At 70.2% G+C, this 15,973-nt stretch carries 16 protein-coding genes; 12 read left to right on the top strand and 4 right to left on the bottom strand.

Annotated features, from left to right (window positions below; all coding sequences use genetic code 11):
* The first annotated feature begins 118 nt into the window (after positions 1–118).
* Positions 119–1,408: an NlpC/P60 family protein gene (locus ABZ260_RS10215; RefSeq protein WP_355615317.1), complete on the top strand. Its 1,290-nt coding sequence runs from the start codon at positions 119–121 to the stop codon at positions 1,406–1,408.
* A gap of 62 nt (positions 1,409–1,470) precedes the next feature.
* Here the strand turns inward: ABZ260_RS10215 and ABZ260_RS10210 are convergent, their stop codons facing one another.
* Positions 1,471–1,968, bottom strand: coding sequence for an inorganic diphosphatase (locus ABZ260_RS10210; protein ID WP_355615314.1), 498 nt, complete (start codon positions 1,966–1,968; stop codon positions 1,471–1,473).
* 127 nt (positions 1,969–2,095) lie between these two features.
* On the opposite strand from ABZ260_RS10210, the gene dacB reads away from it, so the two are divergent.
* The 11 genes from dacB to ABZ260_RS10155 all read left to right on the top strand — a co-directional run bounded on the left by dacB (position 2,096) and on the right by ABZ260_RS10155 (position 12,279).
* Entirely contained in the window at positions 2,096–3,457 is a 1,362-nt protein-coding gene (gene dacB / locus ABZ260_RS10205) for a D-alanyl-D-alanine carboxypeptidase/D-alanyl-D-alanine-endopeptidase (RefSeq protein WP_355615311.1), read from the top strand.
* Between the two features lie 51 nt (positions 3,458–3,508).
* A complete protein-coding gene (locus ABZ260_RS10200; protein WP_350957403.1) occupies positions 3,509–4,603 on the top strand; it encodes a zinc-dependent metalloprotease in 1,095 nt (364 codons plus the stop codon).
* 128 nt (positions 4,604–4,731) lie between these two features.
* A complete protein-coding gene (tilS, locus tag ABZ260_RS10195; RefSeq protein ID WP_355615308.1) occupies positions 4,732–5,745 on the top strand; it encodes a tRNA lysidine(34) synthetase TilS in 1,014 nt (337 codons plus the stop codon).
* Between the two features lie 12 nt (positions 5,746–5,757).
* Positions 5,758–6,315 carry a hypoxanthine phosphoribosyltransferase gene (hpt, locus tag ABZ260_RS10190; RefSeq protein WP_350925588.1) on the top strand — a complete coding sequence of 186 codons (558 nt, stop codon included), beginning with the start codon at positions 5,758–5,760 and terminating at the stop codon, positions 6,313–6,315.
* Between the two features lie 279 nt (positions 6,316–6,594).
* Complete coding sequence (gene ftsH, locus ABZ260_RS10185) at positions 6,595–8,604, top strand: ATP-dependent zinc metalloprotease FtsH (RefSeq protein WP_355615305.1); 2,010 nt, start codon at positions 6,595–6,597, stop codon at positions 8,602–8,604.
* Between the two features lie 2 nt (positions 8,605–8,606).
* A complete protein-coding gene (folE, locus tag ABZ260_RS10180) occupies positions 8,607–9,188 on the top strand; it encodes a GTP cyclohydrolase I FolE (RefSeq protein WP_350925592.1) in 582 nt (193 codons plus the stop codon).
* A gap of 311 nt (positions 9,189–9,499) precedes the next feature.
* Positions 9,500–10,351: a dihydropteroate synthase gene (folP, locus tag ABZ260_RS10175; RefSeq protein ID WP_355563610.1), complete on the top strand. Its 852-nt coding sequence runs from the start codon at positions 9,500–9,502 to the stop codon at positions 10,349–10,351.
* The gene (locus ABZ260_RS10170) at positions 10,348–10,788 is read left to right on the top strand and encodes a nuclear transport factor 2 family protein (protein WP_030905684.1); all 441 of its coding nucleotides are present in this window, start codon (positions 10,348–10,350) and stop codon (positions 10,786–10,788) included. Before folP ends, ABZ260_RS10170 begins: the two co-directional genes overlap by 4 nt.
* 185 nt (positions 10,789–10,973) lie before the next feature.
* Positions 10,974–11,336 (top strand): dihydroneopterin aldolase, encoded by a 363-nt coding sequence (gene folB / locus ABZ260_RS10165; protein ID WP_350925727.1) that lies wholly within the window; start codon positions 10,974–10,976, stop codon positions 11,334–11,336.
* Positions 11,333–11,830: a 2-amino-4-hydroxy-6-hydroxymethyldihydropteridine diphosphokinase gene (gene folK, locus ABZ260_RS10160; RefSeq protein ID WP_355615302.1), complete on the top strand. Its 498-nt coding sequence runs from the start codon at positions 11,333–11,335 to the stop codon at positions 11,828–11,830. The genes folB and folK overlap by 4 nt, the downstream gene beginning before the upstream one ends.
* The gene (locus tag ABZ260_RS10155; protein ID WP_355615299.1) at positions 11,827–12,279 is read left to right on the top strand and encodes a DUF3180 domain-containing protein; all 453 of its coding nucleotides are present in this window, start codon (positions 11,827–11,829) and stop codon (positions 12,277–12,279) included. The genes folK and ABZ260_RS10155 overlap by 4 nt, the downstream gene beginning before the upstream one ends.
* 9 nt (positions 12,280–12,288) lie before the next feature.
* On the opposite strand, the gene ABZ260_RS10150 is transcribed toward ABZ260_RS10155, so the two are convergent.
* The 3 genes from ABZ260_RS10150 to ABZ260_RS10140 are packed head-to-tail and all read right to left on the bottom strand — an operon-like array spanning position 12,289 to position 15,928.
* Positions 12,289–13,455 (bottom strand): acyltransferase, encoded by a 1,167-nt coding sequence (locus ABZ260_RS10150; protein ID WP_355615296.1) that lies wholly within the window; start codon positions 13,453–13,455, stop codon positions 12,289–12,291.
* Between the two features lie 17 nt (positions 13,456–13,472).
* On the bottom strand, positions 13,473–14,654 hold the full coding sequence (locus ABZ260_RS10145) for an NADH-quinone oxidoreductase subunit D (protein ID WP_350925603.1): 1,182 nt from the start codon (positions 14,652–14,654) through the stop codon (positions 13,473–13,475).
* 17 nt (positions 14,655–14,671) lie between these two features.
* Positions 14,672–15,928: an aminotransferase class V-fold PLP-dependent enzyme gene (locus tag ABZ260_RS10140; protein ID WP_355615368.1), complete on the bottom strand. Its 1,257-nt coding sequence runs from the start codon at positions 15,926–15,928 to the stop codon at positions 14,672–14,674.
* Between the last annotated feature and the right edge of the window lie 45 nt (positions 15,929–15,973).

The following is a 15,973-nucleotide window of genomic DNA, read 5'->3' as shown; positions in this document are numbered from 1 at the left end:
TGTGCGTAGAGTGACGAATGGGAATGTTGAGGTAGGCCGCCTGGCACGCGGCGACGCGCCGCGTTCTGCGGTGAGACCGCGGCAAGCGGTGTTTCAGGGGGACTCCGGGGGGAGACGCATGCATTCAGTCAGACGGCGCCGCCATGCCGCCGCGGTGGCGGGCCTGGCCTGCTGCCTGATCGCCGGGCAGGGGCTCCCCGCCGGCGCCGTACCCGGCCGGTCGGGACCGGCCGACGACGCCGCGCCCGGCGGCGTGACGGGCCCGTCGGCCGACGAGGTCGCCGAGGCACGGGCCATGGCCCGCGAGCGTGGTGAGAGGCTCGGCGAGACCACGGTCCTGGTCGCCGAGGCACGGGCCAGGCTGGAGGAGCTCGTCGCCGACGCGGAGAGACTCGTCGAGTCGTACAACGGAGAGCTCGTCAAGACGGCTCGCGCCAAGGAGCTCTCCGCCCAGGCGGCCGAGCGGGCGAAGACCGCCGGCTCCCAGGTCGCCAAGGCCCGCGAGGCGGTGGCCGCGATCACCGCCCAGAGCTACGGCGGGCTGGACATCGCCCAGCCCATGATGGCCATGATGACCGGCAACGGCGGACCCACGGACGACGGCTACCTGCGCAGGGCCAGCATTCTGGCCCACATGGGTGGAGGGCAGGCCGAGACGCTCAAGCAGCTGCGGGAGTCCCAGGAGGTCTTCGCCATCCTCCAGGACCAGGCGGAGGACGCGTACGCCGAGCAACGGGAGGCGCAGGCGGAGGCCGAGGAGGCGAAGCAGGCCGCGGAGGAGGCCGTCGCCAGACAGGTCGACGAGACCCGGCGGATCGAGGAGGAGCAGGCGCGGCTGGAAAAGCTGGCCGACGAGGCACGGAGTACGGCCGAGAAGCTCGCCAGGGAACGTGAGGTGGCCCTGGAGCAGGCCAGGATCGCCAGGGAGAACGCCGAGCGTGCCCGATACCAGGCGGCCGCGATGCGCCGCGAGGAGGCTCGGATGGGAGTGGCCTCGGGGGAGCCCGTGTCGCGCTGGGCGCTCAACGTGACCGCCGAGTCGGCCAGGGGCGACATCGCCGCCGACTGGGCGCTCACCCAGCTCGACAAGCCGTACGTGTGGGCGGCCGACGGGCCGGCCGCCTACGACTGCTCGGGGCTGACCATGCGGGCCTGGGAGCGGGTCGGGATCGACATGGACCACTGGACCGGCACCCAGTGGACCTCGGGCCCGCACGTGCGGCTCAGCGAGCTCCGCCGGGGCGACCTGCTCTTCTACGGGCAGGTCACGGGGAATCCCGGAGACATCCACCATGTGGGGATCTACGTCGGCCGGGGGCTGATGGTGCACGCCCCGCAGACGGGGGACGTGGTCCGGGTCGCGCCGATGTGGCGCAGCGACCTCATCGGCGCGACCCGCCCCGCGTGAGACCTGTCCGGTGTGACGGCTCAGCAGTGGTTCAGCGGCACTGAGCCGTCACCCGTGGTGGCTCAGTGCTTGCCGGAGGCCTCGTCCTGGGCGCGCTTGATGGAACGGACGATCTCCTCCTCGGCCTCCACCCTGCCGACCCAGTTGGCGCCCTCGACCGACTTGCCGGGCTCCAGGTCCTTGTAGACCTCGAAGAAGTGCTGGATCTCCAGGCGGTCGAACTCCGGCACGTGGTGGATGTCGCGGATGTGCTCCATCCGGGGGTCGGTGGCGGGGACGCAGAGGACCTTGTCGTCGCCGCCCTTCTCGTCGGTCATGCGGAACATGCCGACCGCGCGGCACTTGATCAGGCAGCCGGGGAAGGTCGGCTCCTGGAGCAGCACCAGGGCGTCGAGGGGATCACCGTCCTCGCCCAGCGTGTCTTCGATGAAGCCGTAGTCGGCGGGGTACTGCGTGGAGGTGAAGAGCATGCGGTCGAGCCTGATGCGGCCTGACTCGTGGTCCACCTCGTACTTGTTCCGTTGCCCCTTGGGAATCTCAACGAGAACGTCGAACTCCACCGCGTTTCCTCCACTCAGACCCCCGGGCACCCCCGGTTGGGCGTTAATGTCTCGTAGGCGTTTTATGCCTTTTGGCTACTGATGATGAGAGGTCGGCGACGTAATGGTAATGCGGCGTGAGCGGTGGGTGGCTTTGGTCACTCTCGTCCTGCTGCAGATTTTCGTCGTCGCGGCCGGGGCACACCTGATCACCAGCGGTGTGCTGGTCAAAGGTGAGTCCGAGCGGGTCGCGTCGGCGGCGCCGCCCCCCGTCCCGGTCATCACCTCGGGTCCGGTGCTGGCCGCGGGGGGGAACGGACCTCTCCCCGCCAAGGGTACTTTGGCAGGGCGGTTGACCGAGGCGTTGGGGGACCCCGCTCTGGGCGGAAGCGTCGGGGCCGTGGTCATCGACGCGGAGACGGGCGCCATGCTGTTCGGCAGCCACGAGAGCAAGGGCATCACTCCCGCCTCCACCACCAAGGTCGTCACCGTTGTCGCCTCGCTGGCCTCGCTGGGGCCCGACACCAGGCTGAGCACCCGGGTGGTGCGGGGCTCCTCGCCGGGCTCGATCATCCTCGTCGGCGGCGGCGACCCCACCCTGGCGAGCCCGAGAACGGCGGCCGGCCAGGTCTATCCCAGGCCCGCCTCGCTCGCCACCCTCGCCTCGCGCACCGCCAGGGCGCTGAGGGCGGCGGGGACGTCCAAGGTGACGGTGGCCTACGACGACTCCCTCTACGTGGGGCCGCGCACCGCCGCGTCGTGGAAGCCCGGCTACGTGCCCGAGGGCAGCGTGGCCCCCGTCACCGCGCTCATGGTCGACGAGGGCAGGATCTCCAGCGGCGACCAGAGAACCTCCGACCCCTCCCGCACGGCGCACAGCGCGTTCGTGTCGCTGCTGTCGAAGTACGGCATCACGGTTTCCAAGTCCGCCAGGCGGTCCACGGCGCCGGCCGGTGCCAAGGAGATCGCCAGGGTCGAATCCGCGCCGGTCTACGCCCTGGCCGAGCGGGCACTCACGCTCAGCGACAACGACCTCTCCGAGGCGCTGGCCAGGCACGTGGCGATCAAGGAGGGCGAGCCCGCCTCCTTCGACGGCGGCGCCCGGGCGGTCGGCAAGGTGCTGGCCAGGCTCGGCGCAGACAAGGGCGTGCGGGTCTTCGACGGCAGCGGGTTGTCCCCCAGGAACCGCATCACCCCCGAGGCCCTGGCCCGCCTGGTCGCGGTGGCGGCCTCCCCGGCCAACCCCGGCCTGAACCCGATCGCCAGCGGCATGCCGGTCGCCGGCTTCAGCGGCACCCTCGGGCACAGGTTCGACAAGACGCGCTCCGCCTACGGGCTCGTCCGCGCCAAGACGGGCACCCTGGACGGGGTCAACACGCTGGCGGGTATGACCACCACGCGTGCCGGACGCCTGGTGACCTTCGCCTTCATGGCGGACGACGTCCCACCCGGCTGGGGCAAGGCGGAGGCGGCCCTCGACAGGCTCGCGGCGGCGGTGGCCGCCAGTTGATCAAGGGTTCCGGGTGCGCGGCCCGGGAAGGGAGCACGTACGGTGGACGGTATGCAGGTGATCGACTGGGATCTTGCCGTAGCGACCGGAACGCGCCTGGTGCGCCCCGGGCCGCAAGTGAGCCGAGAGGAGGCCCGGCAGGCCGTCGCTGATTTGCGGCGGCTCTCGCGCGAGGCCGAAGGGCACGTCCGCGAGTTCACCCGAATCGACACCGAGACCGCGCCGCAGCCCGCGACCGTCGTCGACAGGCCCGGCTGGATCAAGGCCAACGTCGACGGGTTCCGGGTGGTGCTGGAGCCGCTCACCGAGCGGATGGCCGCCCGCGGTGGCCAGACGCCGGCGATCGTGGGCGCGGTGGGCTCACGCGTCACCGGGGTCGAGGTGGGCGCGGTGCTGGCCTTTCTCGCCTCCCGTGTCCTCGGGCAGTACGAGCTGTTCCTGCCGCCGGACCCGACCGGCCAGGCGGCCACGGGGCGCCTCACCCTGGTGGCACCCAACATCGTCCACGCCGAGCACGAGCTCAACGTCAACCCGAGTGACTTCCGCCTCTGGGTCTGCCTGCACGAGGAGACCCACCGGGTGCAGTTCACCGGGGTCCACTGGCTGCGCGAGTACGTCAGGACGCAGACGACGGACTTCCTGCTGGCCTCCGACATCGACCTGCCCGCCCTGCTGGAGCGGCTCCGCTCGGCCGCCGGCACGTTCACGGACGTCATCAGGGGCGGCGAGGGCAATCTGATCGACGCGATCCAGACGCCCGAGCAGAAAGTGATCCTCGACCGGCTCACCGCGGTGATGACCCTGGTCGAGGGGCACGGCGACTACGTCATGGACGCGGTCGGCCCCTCGGTGGTCCCCTCGGTCGCCGACATCCGGGCCAAGTTCCACCACCGCCGCGAGGGTGGTTCCCGCTTCGACCGCACGATCCGCAAGCTGCTCGGCCTCGACCTCAAGATGAAGCAGTACGCCGAGGGATCGGCCTTCGTCCGCACCGTCGTGGGCCAGGTGGGCATCGACGGCTTCAACAAGGTCTGGACCTCGCCCGAGACCCTTCCCACCCAGGGAGAGATCTCCAAGCCCGAGCGGTGGATCGCCAGGGTGATCGACGCCCCGGCCATCTCCGAGGCCAGCGGCACTCCCGGCTGAGGCGTTCGTCCCCCCTGGAGGACCCTGGAGGACCCGGGAGGACCCGGAGAGCCCAGGGGGACACGTGGGAGTCGGCGCCGCCTCGCGCGCGGTGCCGCATCCCCGTCCGAGGCCGGAGAATGGCGAGCATGGGTCCGCATCCCGCCGTCGCCGACGTCCGCCGTGCCGTACGGCACGCGCTGGGCGACCTGGAACCGGGCGAACTGGTGCTGGCCGCGTGCAGCGGTGGCGCCGACTCCCTGGCCCTGGCCGCCGCGCTGGGTTTCACCGCGCCCAGGGCCGGGCTTCGCGCCGGTCTGCTGACCGTCGACCACGGCCTGCAGGCGGGCTCCGGGGAGCGCGCGGCCGACGTGGTACGGCTCGCGCCCGGTCTGGGGCTCGACCTCGCCGAGGCGCTCGCGGTCTCCGTCGGCACCTCGGGAGGCCCTGAGGCGGCGGCCAGAGCGGCCAGGTACGCGGCTCTGTCACAGGCCGCCGAGCGGCTCGGGGCGGCGGCCGTGCTGCTCGGGCACACCAGGGACGACCAGGCGGAGACCGTGCTGCTCAGGCTGGCCAGGGGGAGCGGTACCCGGTCGCTGGCCGGGATGCCCGCGCGGACCGGTGTCTACCGGCGGCCGCTGCTGGGGCTCGGCCGCGCGACGACGGTGGCGGCCTGCGCGGCGCTCGGCCTGTCCCCGTGGGACGACCCGCACAACCTCGACGCCCGCTACGCCCGGGTCCGGGTCCGCGAGCGGCTGCTCCCCGCGCTGGAGGACGAGCTCGGCCCCGGCGTCGCCGAGGCGCTCGCCAGGACCGCCGACCTCTGCCGTGACGACGCCGACGCGCTCGACGCCTGGGCCGCCGAGGTCTACGCCCGCATCGCGGTACGAGATTGCGCTCTTAGCGATACTGGAGTGGTGACGATGGCCGTACGGGACCTGGAATGCCTTCCCGCGGCCGTGCGCCGCAGGGTGCTGCGGAGAGCGGCGATCGACGCGGGGGCACCGCCCGGCACCCTCGCGGCCTCGCACGTCCTGCAGGTGGACCGTCTGGTCACACAGTGGCGGGGACAGCGGCGGATAGAGGTGCCCGGGGGGGTGGGGGCGATCCGCCGGTATGACACCCTGATACTCGCCAGACAGTCAATCAGCCCCGTTTCGTAAGGAAAATCCCAGGTGGACGCAGCCGACATGGGCAAGGACCTCTCGAAGGTCCTCATCCCCGAGGAAGAGCTCCAGGCCAAGATCAAGGAGCTCGCGAGCCGGATAGACGAGGACTACGCGGGCAGGGATCTGCTGATCGTGGGCGTGCTCAAGGGCGCGGTCATGGTGATGGCGGACCTGGCGAGGGCCCTGCACGTGCCGGTGCAGATGGACTGGATGGCGGTGTCGTCCTACGGAGCGGGCACCAGGTCGTCGGGCGTCGTGCGGGTGCTCAAGGATCTCGACACCGACATCGCCGGCCGTCACGTGCTGGTCGTCGAGGACATCATCGACTCGGGCCTGACCTTGTCGTGGCTGGTGCACAACCTGAAGTCGCGCAACCCCGCCTCGGTGGAGATCTGCGCAGCGCTGCGCAAGCCGGACGCGGTCAAGGTGCCGATCGACGTCAAGTACGTCGGTTTTGACATTCCCAACGAGTTCGTCATCGGTTATGGCCTCGACTACGCCGAGCGCTACCGCAACCTCCCCTTCATTGGAACTCTCGCGCCGCACGTGTATGGAGCGGAGTGAAGAGTACGCCCTGCGCGAAGTGTGTCATTCACAAACGCGACATTGCCCATAGCGGCGGGGAACACGGACCTACCTGACGTACGTTGGTAGGGAAAGCCGGTGCTGTCCGCGCGGTGACCCCGCACGCCACGCCGGTGTACCTTCGGACGACCGAAGAGGTGGCCTCCGCCGCTTTCGGACAGTCAGTTGGAGCGGTTAGGGATACCGCGAACCCCGGGTCCGCCCGGGGTTGCCAGGCTCTGGTCAGGAAGGGACGGGCCCGCCGGGGTTCCGCATCGGATGGATCTCAAGCGATTTACACGTGGGCCACTGCTGTGGATCCTGGGCATCGTCGTTCTGCTGCTTCTCGTCACCACCATGTGGGGCGGCGACGGCAACTTCGAGAAGAAAGACACCTCTCAGATCATCAGCTGGATCGATGAGGGCAAGGTCTCCAACGCGAAGATCATCGACAAGGAACAGCGCATCGAGGTCACGCTGACCGACGGCAAGCGCTACTACTCCTCGTGGGTGACCGGCCAGGGCGTTCAGCTCGCCGACCAGCTCCAGACCGCGGTCGGGGCGAAGAAGCTGGACAAGGGCTACAACGTCGACGTGCCCAAGGAGAACTTCCTCCTCAGCCTCCTGGTGAGCTTCCTGCCGATCGTCTTCATCGTGCTGATCTTCCTGTTCATCATGAACCAGATGCAGGGCGGCGGCTCCCGGGTGATGAACTTCGGCAAGTCGAAGGCCAAACTCATCACCAAGGACACTCCGAAGACCACCTTCGCCGACGTCGCGGGTGCCGACGAGGCCATCGAGGAACTCCAGGAGATCAAGGAGTTCCTGCAGGCCCCGGCCAAGTTCCAGGCGATCGGTGCCAAGATCCCCAAGGGTGTGCTGCTCTACGGCCCGCCGGGAACCGGTAAGACCCTGCTCGCCAGGGCCGTCGCCGGTGAGGCCGGGGTGCCGTTCTACTCCATCTCCGGTTCCGACTTCGTGGAGATGTTCGTCGGTGTCGGCGCCTCGCGAGTCCGCGACCTGTTCGAGCAGGCCAAGGCGAACGCTCCGGCGATCATCTTCATCGACGAGATCGACGCGGTGGGCCGCCACCGCGGCGCCGGTCTCGGTGGTGGTCACGACGAGCGTGAGCAGACGCTGAACCAGCTCCTCGTCGAGATGGACGGCTTCGACGTCAAGGGCGGCGTGATCCTGATCGCCGCGACCAACCGGCCCGACATCCTCGACCCGGCGCTGCTGCGCCCCGGCCGTTTCGACCGCCAGGTCACCGTCGACCGCCCCGACCTGGAGGGCCGCAAGGGCATCCTCAAGGTGCACGGTCGCGGCAAGCCGTTCGCCGAGGGCGTCGACCTCGACATCATCGCCCGCAGGACGCCCGGTTTCACCGGTGCCGACCTGGCCAACGTGATCAACGAGGCCGCGCTGCTCACCGCGCGGGCCGACCAGAAGCTGATCACGATGGAGCTCCTTGAGGAGTCCATCGACCGCGTGATGGCCGGCCCCGAGCGCAAGTCCCGCGTCATGTCGGACCAGGAAAAGAAGATCATCGCGTACCACGAGGGCGGCCACGCCCTGGTCGCGCACGCGCTGCCCAACTCCGACCCGGTCCACAAGATCACGATCCTGTCCCGCGGACGCGCCCTCGGCTACACGATGACGCTGCCGATGGAGGACAAGTTCCTCGCGACCCGCTCGGAGATGATGGACCAGCTCGCGATGCTGCTCGGTGGCCGCACGGCTGAGGAGCTCGTCTTCCACGAGCCCACCACCGGTGCCTCCAACGACATCGAGAAGGCCACCTCCATCGCCCGCCGCATGGTCACCGAGTACGGCATGAGCGAGCAGCTCGGCGCCCGCAAGTTCGGCAGCGGCAACGCCGAGGTCTTCCTCGGACGTGAGATGGGTCACGAGCGCGACTACTCCGAGAAGATCGCCTCCACGATCGACGAGGAGGTCCGCCGCCTCATCGAGTCGGGCCACGACCAGGCCTGGGAGATCCTCGTCGAATACCGCGACGTGCTCGACAACCTGGTGCTGGAGCTGATGGAGAAGGAGACCCTCTCCCGCGAGCAGGTCCTGCAGATCTTCGCCCCGGTCGTCGTCAAGGAGAAGAGGCCCTCCTACTCGGGTTACGGCAAGCGGCTGCCCTCCAACCGCCCGCCGATCCTGTCCCGCAAGGAGCAGTCGGGCAACGGCTCGCTTCCCCCCGGTGAGCAGGTGACCGAGGGTAACGGTGTCCTTCCCAACGGATCGGGCCAGCCCGACTCCGTGCAGAGGGACGGGAACTGAGCGTGAGCGTCAAGCCACTTCCGGTCGACACGGTCCGGCTGGAGAGTGCGGTCCGCGAGATCCTCATCGCCATCGGTGAGGATCCCGACCGGGACGGTCTCCGGGACACCCCGGCCCGGGTCGCCCGTGCCTACGCGGAGCAGTTCGCCGGGCTGGGGCAGACCCCCGAGGACGTCCTGACCACGGTCTTCGACGTCGACCACGACGAGATGGTGCTGGTTCGCGACATCGAGGTCTACTCGACCTGCGAGCACCACCTCGTGCCGTTCCACGGTGTGGCCCACGTCGGCTACATCCCCAACGAGAAGGGGCAGGTCACCGGCCTGTCCAAGCTCGCCCGCCTGGTCGACGTCTATGCCAGGCGTCCCCAGGTGCAGGAGCGGATGACCTCCCAGATCGCCGACGCGCTCATGGATGTGCTGGAGCCGCGCGGGGTCATCGTCGTGATCGAGTGTGAGCACCTCTGCATGACCATGCGGGGCGTCCGCAAGCCCGGCGCCAAGACGATCACCTCGGCGGTGCGCGGAAGCTTCCGCGACAGCGACAGGACCCGCGCCGAGGCGATGGCCCTGATCATCCGCTGATCTCGCAGAGCATCCACGGAACCCCGTCCGGACCGCCCTTCGGCGGCGCGGACGGGGTTCCGTGTTGCCGCCCAGAGAAATCCCCCAAGCCAACCTTGATCCGGCTAATATCGCCATACCCGGCAGGACCGGGTGCTCTGTGATCTTCGGATCGCGGCGGACACGCCCCAGGGTCCCCCCGGAGGAGGACGCATGCAGGCCGGACACTCCGACCGAAGGCCGTCCGCTCCGTGACGGGTGTACGAATTCGTGGTGGCACAAGCCGGACCCGCGAGACGGACGGATGGTACGCAACGCCTAGGCTTGTCCGCATGACTACGTGGAGTGTGCCCGGGCTGCCGGACATGGGCCGGTGTCTCGTGATGGGCGTGGTCAACGTGACTCCCGACTCCTTCTCCGACGGCGGCCGATGGTTCGACCCCGCGGAGGCCGTGCGTCACGGCCTGGAGTTGGTCGAGCAGGGGGCCGACATCGTCGATGTGGGGGGCGAGTCCACCAGGCCGGGCGCCGCGAGGGTGCCGCTGGAGGAGGAGATGGCCAGGGTCGAGCCGGTCATCAGGGAGCTGAGCCGCGCGGGGGTCGCCGTCAGCGTCGACACCATGCGGGCCGAGGTGGCCCAGGTGGCGGTGGAGGCCGGGGCGAAGCTGGTCAACGACGTCAGCGGCGGGCTGGCCGACCCGGCGATGCCCAGGGTCGTGGCCGCCTCCGGCGTGCCGTACGTGGTGATGCACTGGCGGGGACACAGCCACGCCATGCAGGACAGGGCCGTGTACGGCGACGTGGTGACCGAGGTCTGCCAGGAGCTCACCAAACGGGTCGAGTCCGTGCTGGCCGAGGGGGTGGCGGAGGAACAGATCGTGCTCGACCCGGGGTTGGGTTTCTCCAAGAACCCCGACCACAACTGGGCTCTGATCGCGGGCCTCGACCGGCTCGCCGAGCTGGGCTATCCGCTGCTCGTCGGGGCCTCGCGGAAACGGTTCCTGGGTCGCCTGCTGGCCGCCCCGGACGGCACGCCACGTCCTTTCAGCCGCAGTGACGACGCCACGCTCGCCGTGACCGCCCTCGTCGCCCAGGCGGGGGCCTGGTGCGTGCGCGTGCACGATGTCCGCCCGAACGCGGACGCCGTCCGTGTGGCTGCCGCAGTTCAGAGAGCGAGACCATGAGCGTCGACACCACCGCCGTCGAGACGGTCAACCAGGCCTTCTACACCGCCATCGAGGACGCCGACCTCGACAAGATGACCGAGATCTGGGCCGAGGACATCGATGGCGAGCAGGTGAGCTGCGTGCACCCCGGGTGGCCGATCGTGAACGGCCGGCAGGAGGTGCTGCGCTCATGGGCGCTCATCATGGCCAACACGCCCTACATCCAGTTCGTGCTGACCGACGTCCGGGTCATGGTCCTGGGCGACGTCGCCATCCTCACCTGTGAGGAGAACATCCTCACCGCGGGAGACGAGGGTGATTCCAGCTTCGCCGCGGGCAAGGTGGTGGCGAGCAACACCTTCGTGCGTACGTCCGCGGGGTGGCGGCTCTGGCTGCACCACGGCTCGCCCGTGCTGCAGGGTGACGACGACGAAGAGGAAGAGGAGGTGGCGTGAGCGAGCGCACCGGCGAATGGCCCGGCGGGAACGGTTCCCGGGCGGCCGGGGTACGGGCCGGTGACGGATCCCACGACCAGGAGCCCCTGCGGATCAACGACGGCGTCGCCGACCTGATCGGCGATTCACTCCAGGACCCACCGGGGGATCCGGCAGGTGCGGCGTACGGCCTGCCGCCGGGCCGGGTGGCGGACCGGATCAGCCTGAAGGGGCTGCGGGTGCGCGGGCGGCACGGCGTGCTGGCGGCGGAGCGGGAGCTCGGCCAGGAGTTCGTCGTCGACGTCACGCTCTTCCTCGACACGGCGCCCGCGGCGGCCGGCGACGACCTCGGCAGGACGGTTCACTACGGCGAGCTCGCCGAGGATCTGGCGAGGGTCGTGGCGGGCGAGCCGGTCGACCTGATCGAGACCCTGGCTCAGCGCCTGGCCGATGTCTGCCTGGCCCGCGAGCTCGTCCGGTCGGCGGAGGTGAGCGTGCACAAGCCCGCCGCGCCGATTCCGCTGCCGTTCGACGACGTGATCGTGACGATCACCCGGAGCCGGGCATGAGGGTGGTCCTGGCGCTCGGCAGCAACCTGGGCGACCGTTTCGGCACCCTGCGGGGTGGGCTGGACGCCCTCCTCGCCGAGCCGGGGCTCACGCTCGTCGCGGTGTCGCCGGTCTACGAGACCGACCCGGTCGGCGGCCCGGAGCAGGGCGCCTACCTCAACGCGGTGGTGATCGCCGAGAGCGCGCTGGAACCCCTGGCCCTCCTCGATCGTGCTCAAGGTGTGGAGAACGTCTTCGGCCGGGTCCGGGTGGAGCGCTGGGGAGCGCGCACCCTGGACGTCGATCTGATCACCGTGGGAGACGTCGTCATGGACGACCCAGACCTGACCCTGCCGCATCCCAGGGCGCACGAGCGGGCGTTCGTGCTGGTCCCGTGGGTGCGGGCCGATCCGGACGCGGTCCTGTCCGGGCGCCGGGTGGCCGATCTGCTGGCCGGTCTCGACCAGGACTACGTGCGGCCCCGCCCCGAGCTGGCCCTCCAGGGGCCCGGGTGAGGCCCAGCCGTCCCGGCGTCCTCGTCGGGCTCTTCATCGTGGTCACCATCCTCACCTGGGCGCTGCTCAAGCCGTTCTACGTGTCCCTGCCGACCGTGCCGTGGACGGCGATCCCGACGGTGCTCGTGCTGGCGATCGGCGAGGCCTACAGCGGGTGGATGACGAAGGCCAGGATCGAGCGCAGGCCCGACACCAAGCCCGTCGAGCCCCTGGCGGTGGCCCGGCTGGCGGCCCTGGCCAAGGCCTCCGCGTACGCCGGGGCGGTCTTCGCCGGACTCTTCGCCGGATTCACCCTCTACACCGCCGAACTGCTCGACCAGAGGGTGCCCCGTCAGGACTTCTTCATCACCGGCGGGTCGATGCTGGTGTGCGTGCTGCTGGTCTGCGCGGCCCTGTACCTGGAGTACTGCTGCAAGGTGCCCAAGGACTCCGCGGACGACGACCGCTGAGCGGACGCGTCAGCGCCCCCTGGCCCACTTCCGGCCGAAGAGCATGATGACCGGGAGGGTGCACACCAGTGCTCCGGCGACGGCCAGGGGGCGTTCCAGCCACCAGAGCAGGTCGGGCCGGGCCCGGCTGCCCGGCCCGCTGCCCGCCAGCCACCAGGTCAGCGCCACCCAGATGGCCATGCCGGTCGTGTGGAAGAGGAAGAGCGGGAGCGCGAACCGGTTGACCGTCTCGTTCACGCGCTGCCACCTGGGGCGGTCGAGCAGGCGCTCCATGGCCGGCCTCAGCACCTCCACCAGGCCGATCTGGAAGATCAGCAACGCCACGATGACGAAGGTGGGCGGTGCCATGTTGGACAGCTTGTCGCCGGGCACGCCGACCATCGAGCCCGGGTAGATGTCCGAGTAGACCAGGCCGAAGAGCGCGAACAGCCCGGTCCACAGGATGGCGACGTCGAAGCGGCGGGGAAGCGCCACCACCCTCGCGTAGAAGAACCCGGCCTGGTGGGCCAGCCCCCAGACAATGATCATGTTGAGCCAGCCCACGGCCTCGTACCCGTAGCGCAGTCGCAGCACGTCGACGACGAGCGCGGCCCCGGCCAGCCAGATCAGGATCAGCACGTCGAAGCGCTGGTGCAGCCAGAGCGCGACCGGGAGCAGGGCGATCAGCATGAGGTAGACGCCGATGAACCAGAGCGGGCTGATGACGAGCAGGACCACCCGGTCCATCCACTTGATCCCGAACGCCCATGTCACGACCACGCCCAGCACGATCCAGGTTCCGGCCAGCGCCAGCGTCGGGATCGCGAGGCCGCGGATGCGCCGCCACACGAAGGTGCCGATGCCCATCCCGTGCTCGTGGGCGCGGTTCCAGGACAGTAGGTGGACGTACCCGCCCACGTAGAAGAAGAGCGGCAACACCTGCAGCAGCCAGGTCAGGATCCACAGCCCCGAGGTGAAGCCCAGCGGGCTCGTCGGCGAGGGGCCGTTCGGCCCCCACTGGAGGATCGTGAAAGCCCAGTGCCAGAGCACCACGACGAGCAGGCTGAACGCGCGCAACCAGTCGACGTACCGGTCCCGCGGTGGCCTGCCGGCGGTCGGAGGGCCGCCGGGATCGGCGGGGGACGCGGGTGTCATCGGGGGAGTCGCCTTCTCCTGGTCCCTGCCGGGTTCGATCATGTGCTCCTGACCGTGCCTCACTTGTCGATGTCGCCGACGACGAAGAACATCGAGCCCAGGATGGCGACCATGTCGGAGACCAGGTTGCCGGGGAGCATCTCGCGCAGCACCTGGACGTTGTTGAAGGAGGCGGACCGGAGCTTCATCCGCCACGGTGTCTTCTCCCCGCGCGAGACCAGATAGTAGCCGTTGAGGCCGAGCGGGTTCTCCGTCCAGGCGTAGGTGTGGCCCTCGGGGACCTTCAGCACCTTGGGCAGGCGCTGGTTGATCGGCCCCTGGGGCAGTTCGCGGAGCCGCCGCACGCAGGCGTCCGCCAGGTCCAGGGAGACCTTCACCTGCTCCAGCAGCACCTCGAACCTGGCGTGGCAGTCTCCGGCGGAGCGGGTGACCACCTTCACCGGCAGCTCGCCGTAGGCGAGGTAGGGCTCGTCCCTGCGCAGGTCGAGGTCGACGCCGGAGGCGCGGGCGATCGGGCCGCTCACGCCGTACTGCATGACCGTCTCGCGGTCCAGCACGCCCACCCCGCGGGTACGGGCGAGGAAGATCTCGTTTCCGGCGATCAGGTTCTCGATGTCCGGCAGCCGTCGCCGCACGTCGGCCACGGCCGTCGCGACCCGGCCCAGCCACCCCTCGGGCAGTTCCTCCTTCAGGCCGCCGACCCGGTTGAACATGTAGTGCATCCGCCCGCCGGCGATCTCCTCCATCACGGCCTGGAGGGTCTCGCGCTCCCGGAACGCGTAGAACACCGGGGTGATCGCGCCGAGTTCCAGCGGGTAGGAGCCGAGGAACATCAGGTGGCTGAGCACCCGGTTGAGCTCGGCCATCAGCGTGCGTGTCCAGACCGCCCTGACCGGCACCTCCATGCCGAGCATCCGCTCCACCGCGAGGACGACGCCCAGCTCGTTGGCGAACGCCGACAGCCAGTCGTGCCGGTTGGCCAGCACGATGATCTGCCGGTAGTCACGCACCTCGAACAGCTTCTCCGCGCCTCGGTGCATGTAGCCCACGATCGGCTCGGCCGAGCTGATCCGCTCCCCGTCCAGGGTGAGCCGCAGCCGCAGCACACCGTGCGTGGACGGATGCTGCGGCCCGATGTTGAGGATCATGTCCTCGGTCGCGAGCTCCTTGCCGCGCGCTTCCCGCACGGCGGCGGCACCCGCTCCCATCCCCACGCTCAGCTCACGGCGAGGCTCATTCATATCCCTATGCTGTCACGTCAGCCGCGCGAGGCAAGATCCCGCAGTGCGGTGATCAGCCGGTCGACGTGCTCGGAGGTGGTGCCGATGCCGATGGAGGCGCGCACCGCGGAGGCGGTGGGGTCGTCGCAGCCGCTGTCCTTGGCGTCCAGCAGGTGCCGCACGAAGGGGTGGGCGCAGAACTTGCCGTCCCGGACGCCGATGCCGTAGTCGCCGGACAGGGCCTCGGCGACCTCGCGGGCGGTGCGGCCGTCCACTACGAAGGAGACGATGCCGACGCGCGGATGGTCGGGCCCCCACAGGGACAGCTCCTGCACGCCGGGGACGGAGGCGAGGCCCGCGCGCAGCCGGTCGAGGAGGCGCTCCTCCTCGCGGACCAGCGGGGTCCAGCCGGTGGCGGTCAGGGCGTCGCAGGCCGCGGCCAGCGCAATGGCGCCCAGAACGTTCGGGGTTCCGGCCTCGTGGCGGGCCTCGGGGTCGTCGTGCCACTCGGTCTCGTCGTCGTTCACCGCCTTCACCGCCCCGCCGCCCCGCAGGTACGGCTCGGCGTCGGCCAGCCAGTCGGAACGGCCGATCAGCGCGCCGGTGCCGAACGGGGCGTAGAGCTTGTGGCCGGAGAAGACCACGTAGTCCAGGTCGAGCGCGGTCAGGTTGAGGCGGCGGTGCGGGACGAGCTGCGCGGCGTCGACGAGGACGCGGGCGCCGTGGCGGTGGGCGATGTGGGCCAGTGCGGCGATCGGCCAGAGCTCCCCGGTGACGTTGGAGGCGGCGGTCACGACCAGCAGCTTGGGACCTTCGACCGAGGCCAGGGCCTCGTCGGCGGCGCGGACCGCCTCGCCGGGGAAGGCGGGGGCCGGCAGCCGCAGGGCGCGCGCCCAGGGCAGCAGCGAGGCGTGGTGCTCGGTGTCGAAGACCACGGCGGTGGTGCCCTCGGGCAGGCTGCGGGCCAGCAGGTTGGTCGCGTCCGTGGTGTTCCTGGTGAAGATCACCGAGTCGTCGGGACGGGCACCGACGAAGGCGCGTACCGTCTGCCTGGCCTGCTCGTAGCGGGCCGTGGTCAGCTGGGACGCGTACCCGGCGCCTCGGTGGACGCTGGAGTACGCCGGGAGCGCGGCGGCGACGGCGGCGCTCACCGGCTCCAGACAGGGGGCGCTCGCGGCGTAGTCGAGGTTGGCGTAGCGGACGAGCCTGCCGCCCCTGACCGGAACCTCCAGGTCGGAGCCGAGCACGGCGGGAATCGGCCGGTCGCCGGACGTACGGGTCGCGGGGACGGTCACCGGGGTGGCCCCGAGGGCGGTCGTGGGGGTGGCCGCGTCGACTGC

The organism is Streptosporangium sp. NPDC006013 (assembly GCF_040614275.1).
Taxonomy (GTDB): Bacteria; Actinomycetota; Actinomycetes; order Streptosporangiales; family Streptosporangiaceae; genus Streptosporangium.
This window is presented reverse-complemented; position numbering and strand designations above follow the sequence as displayed.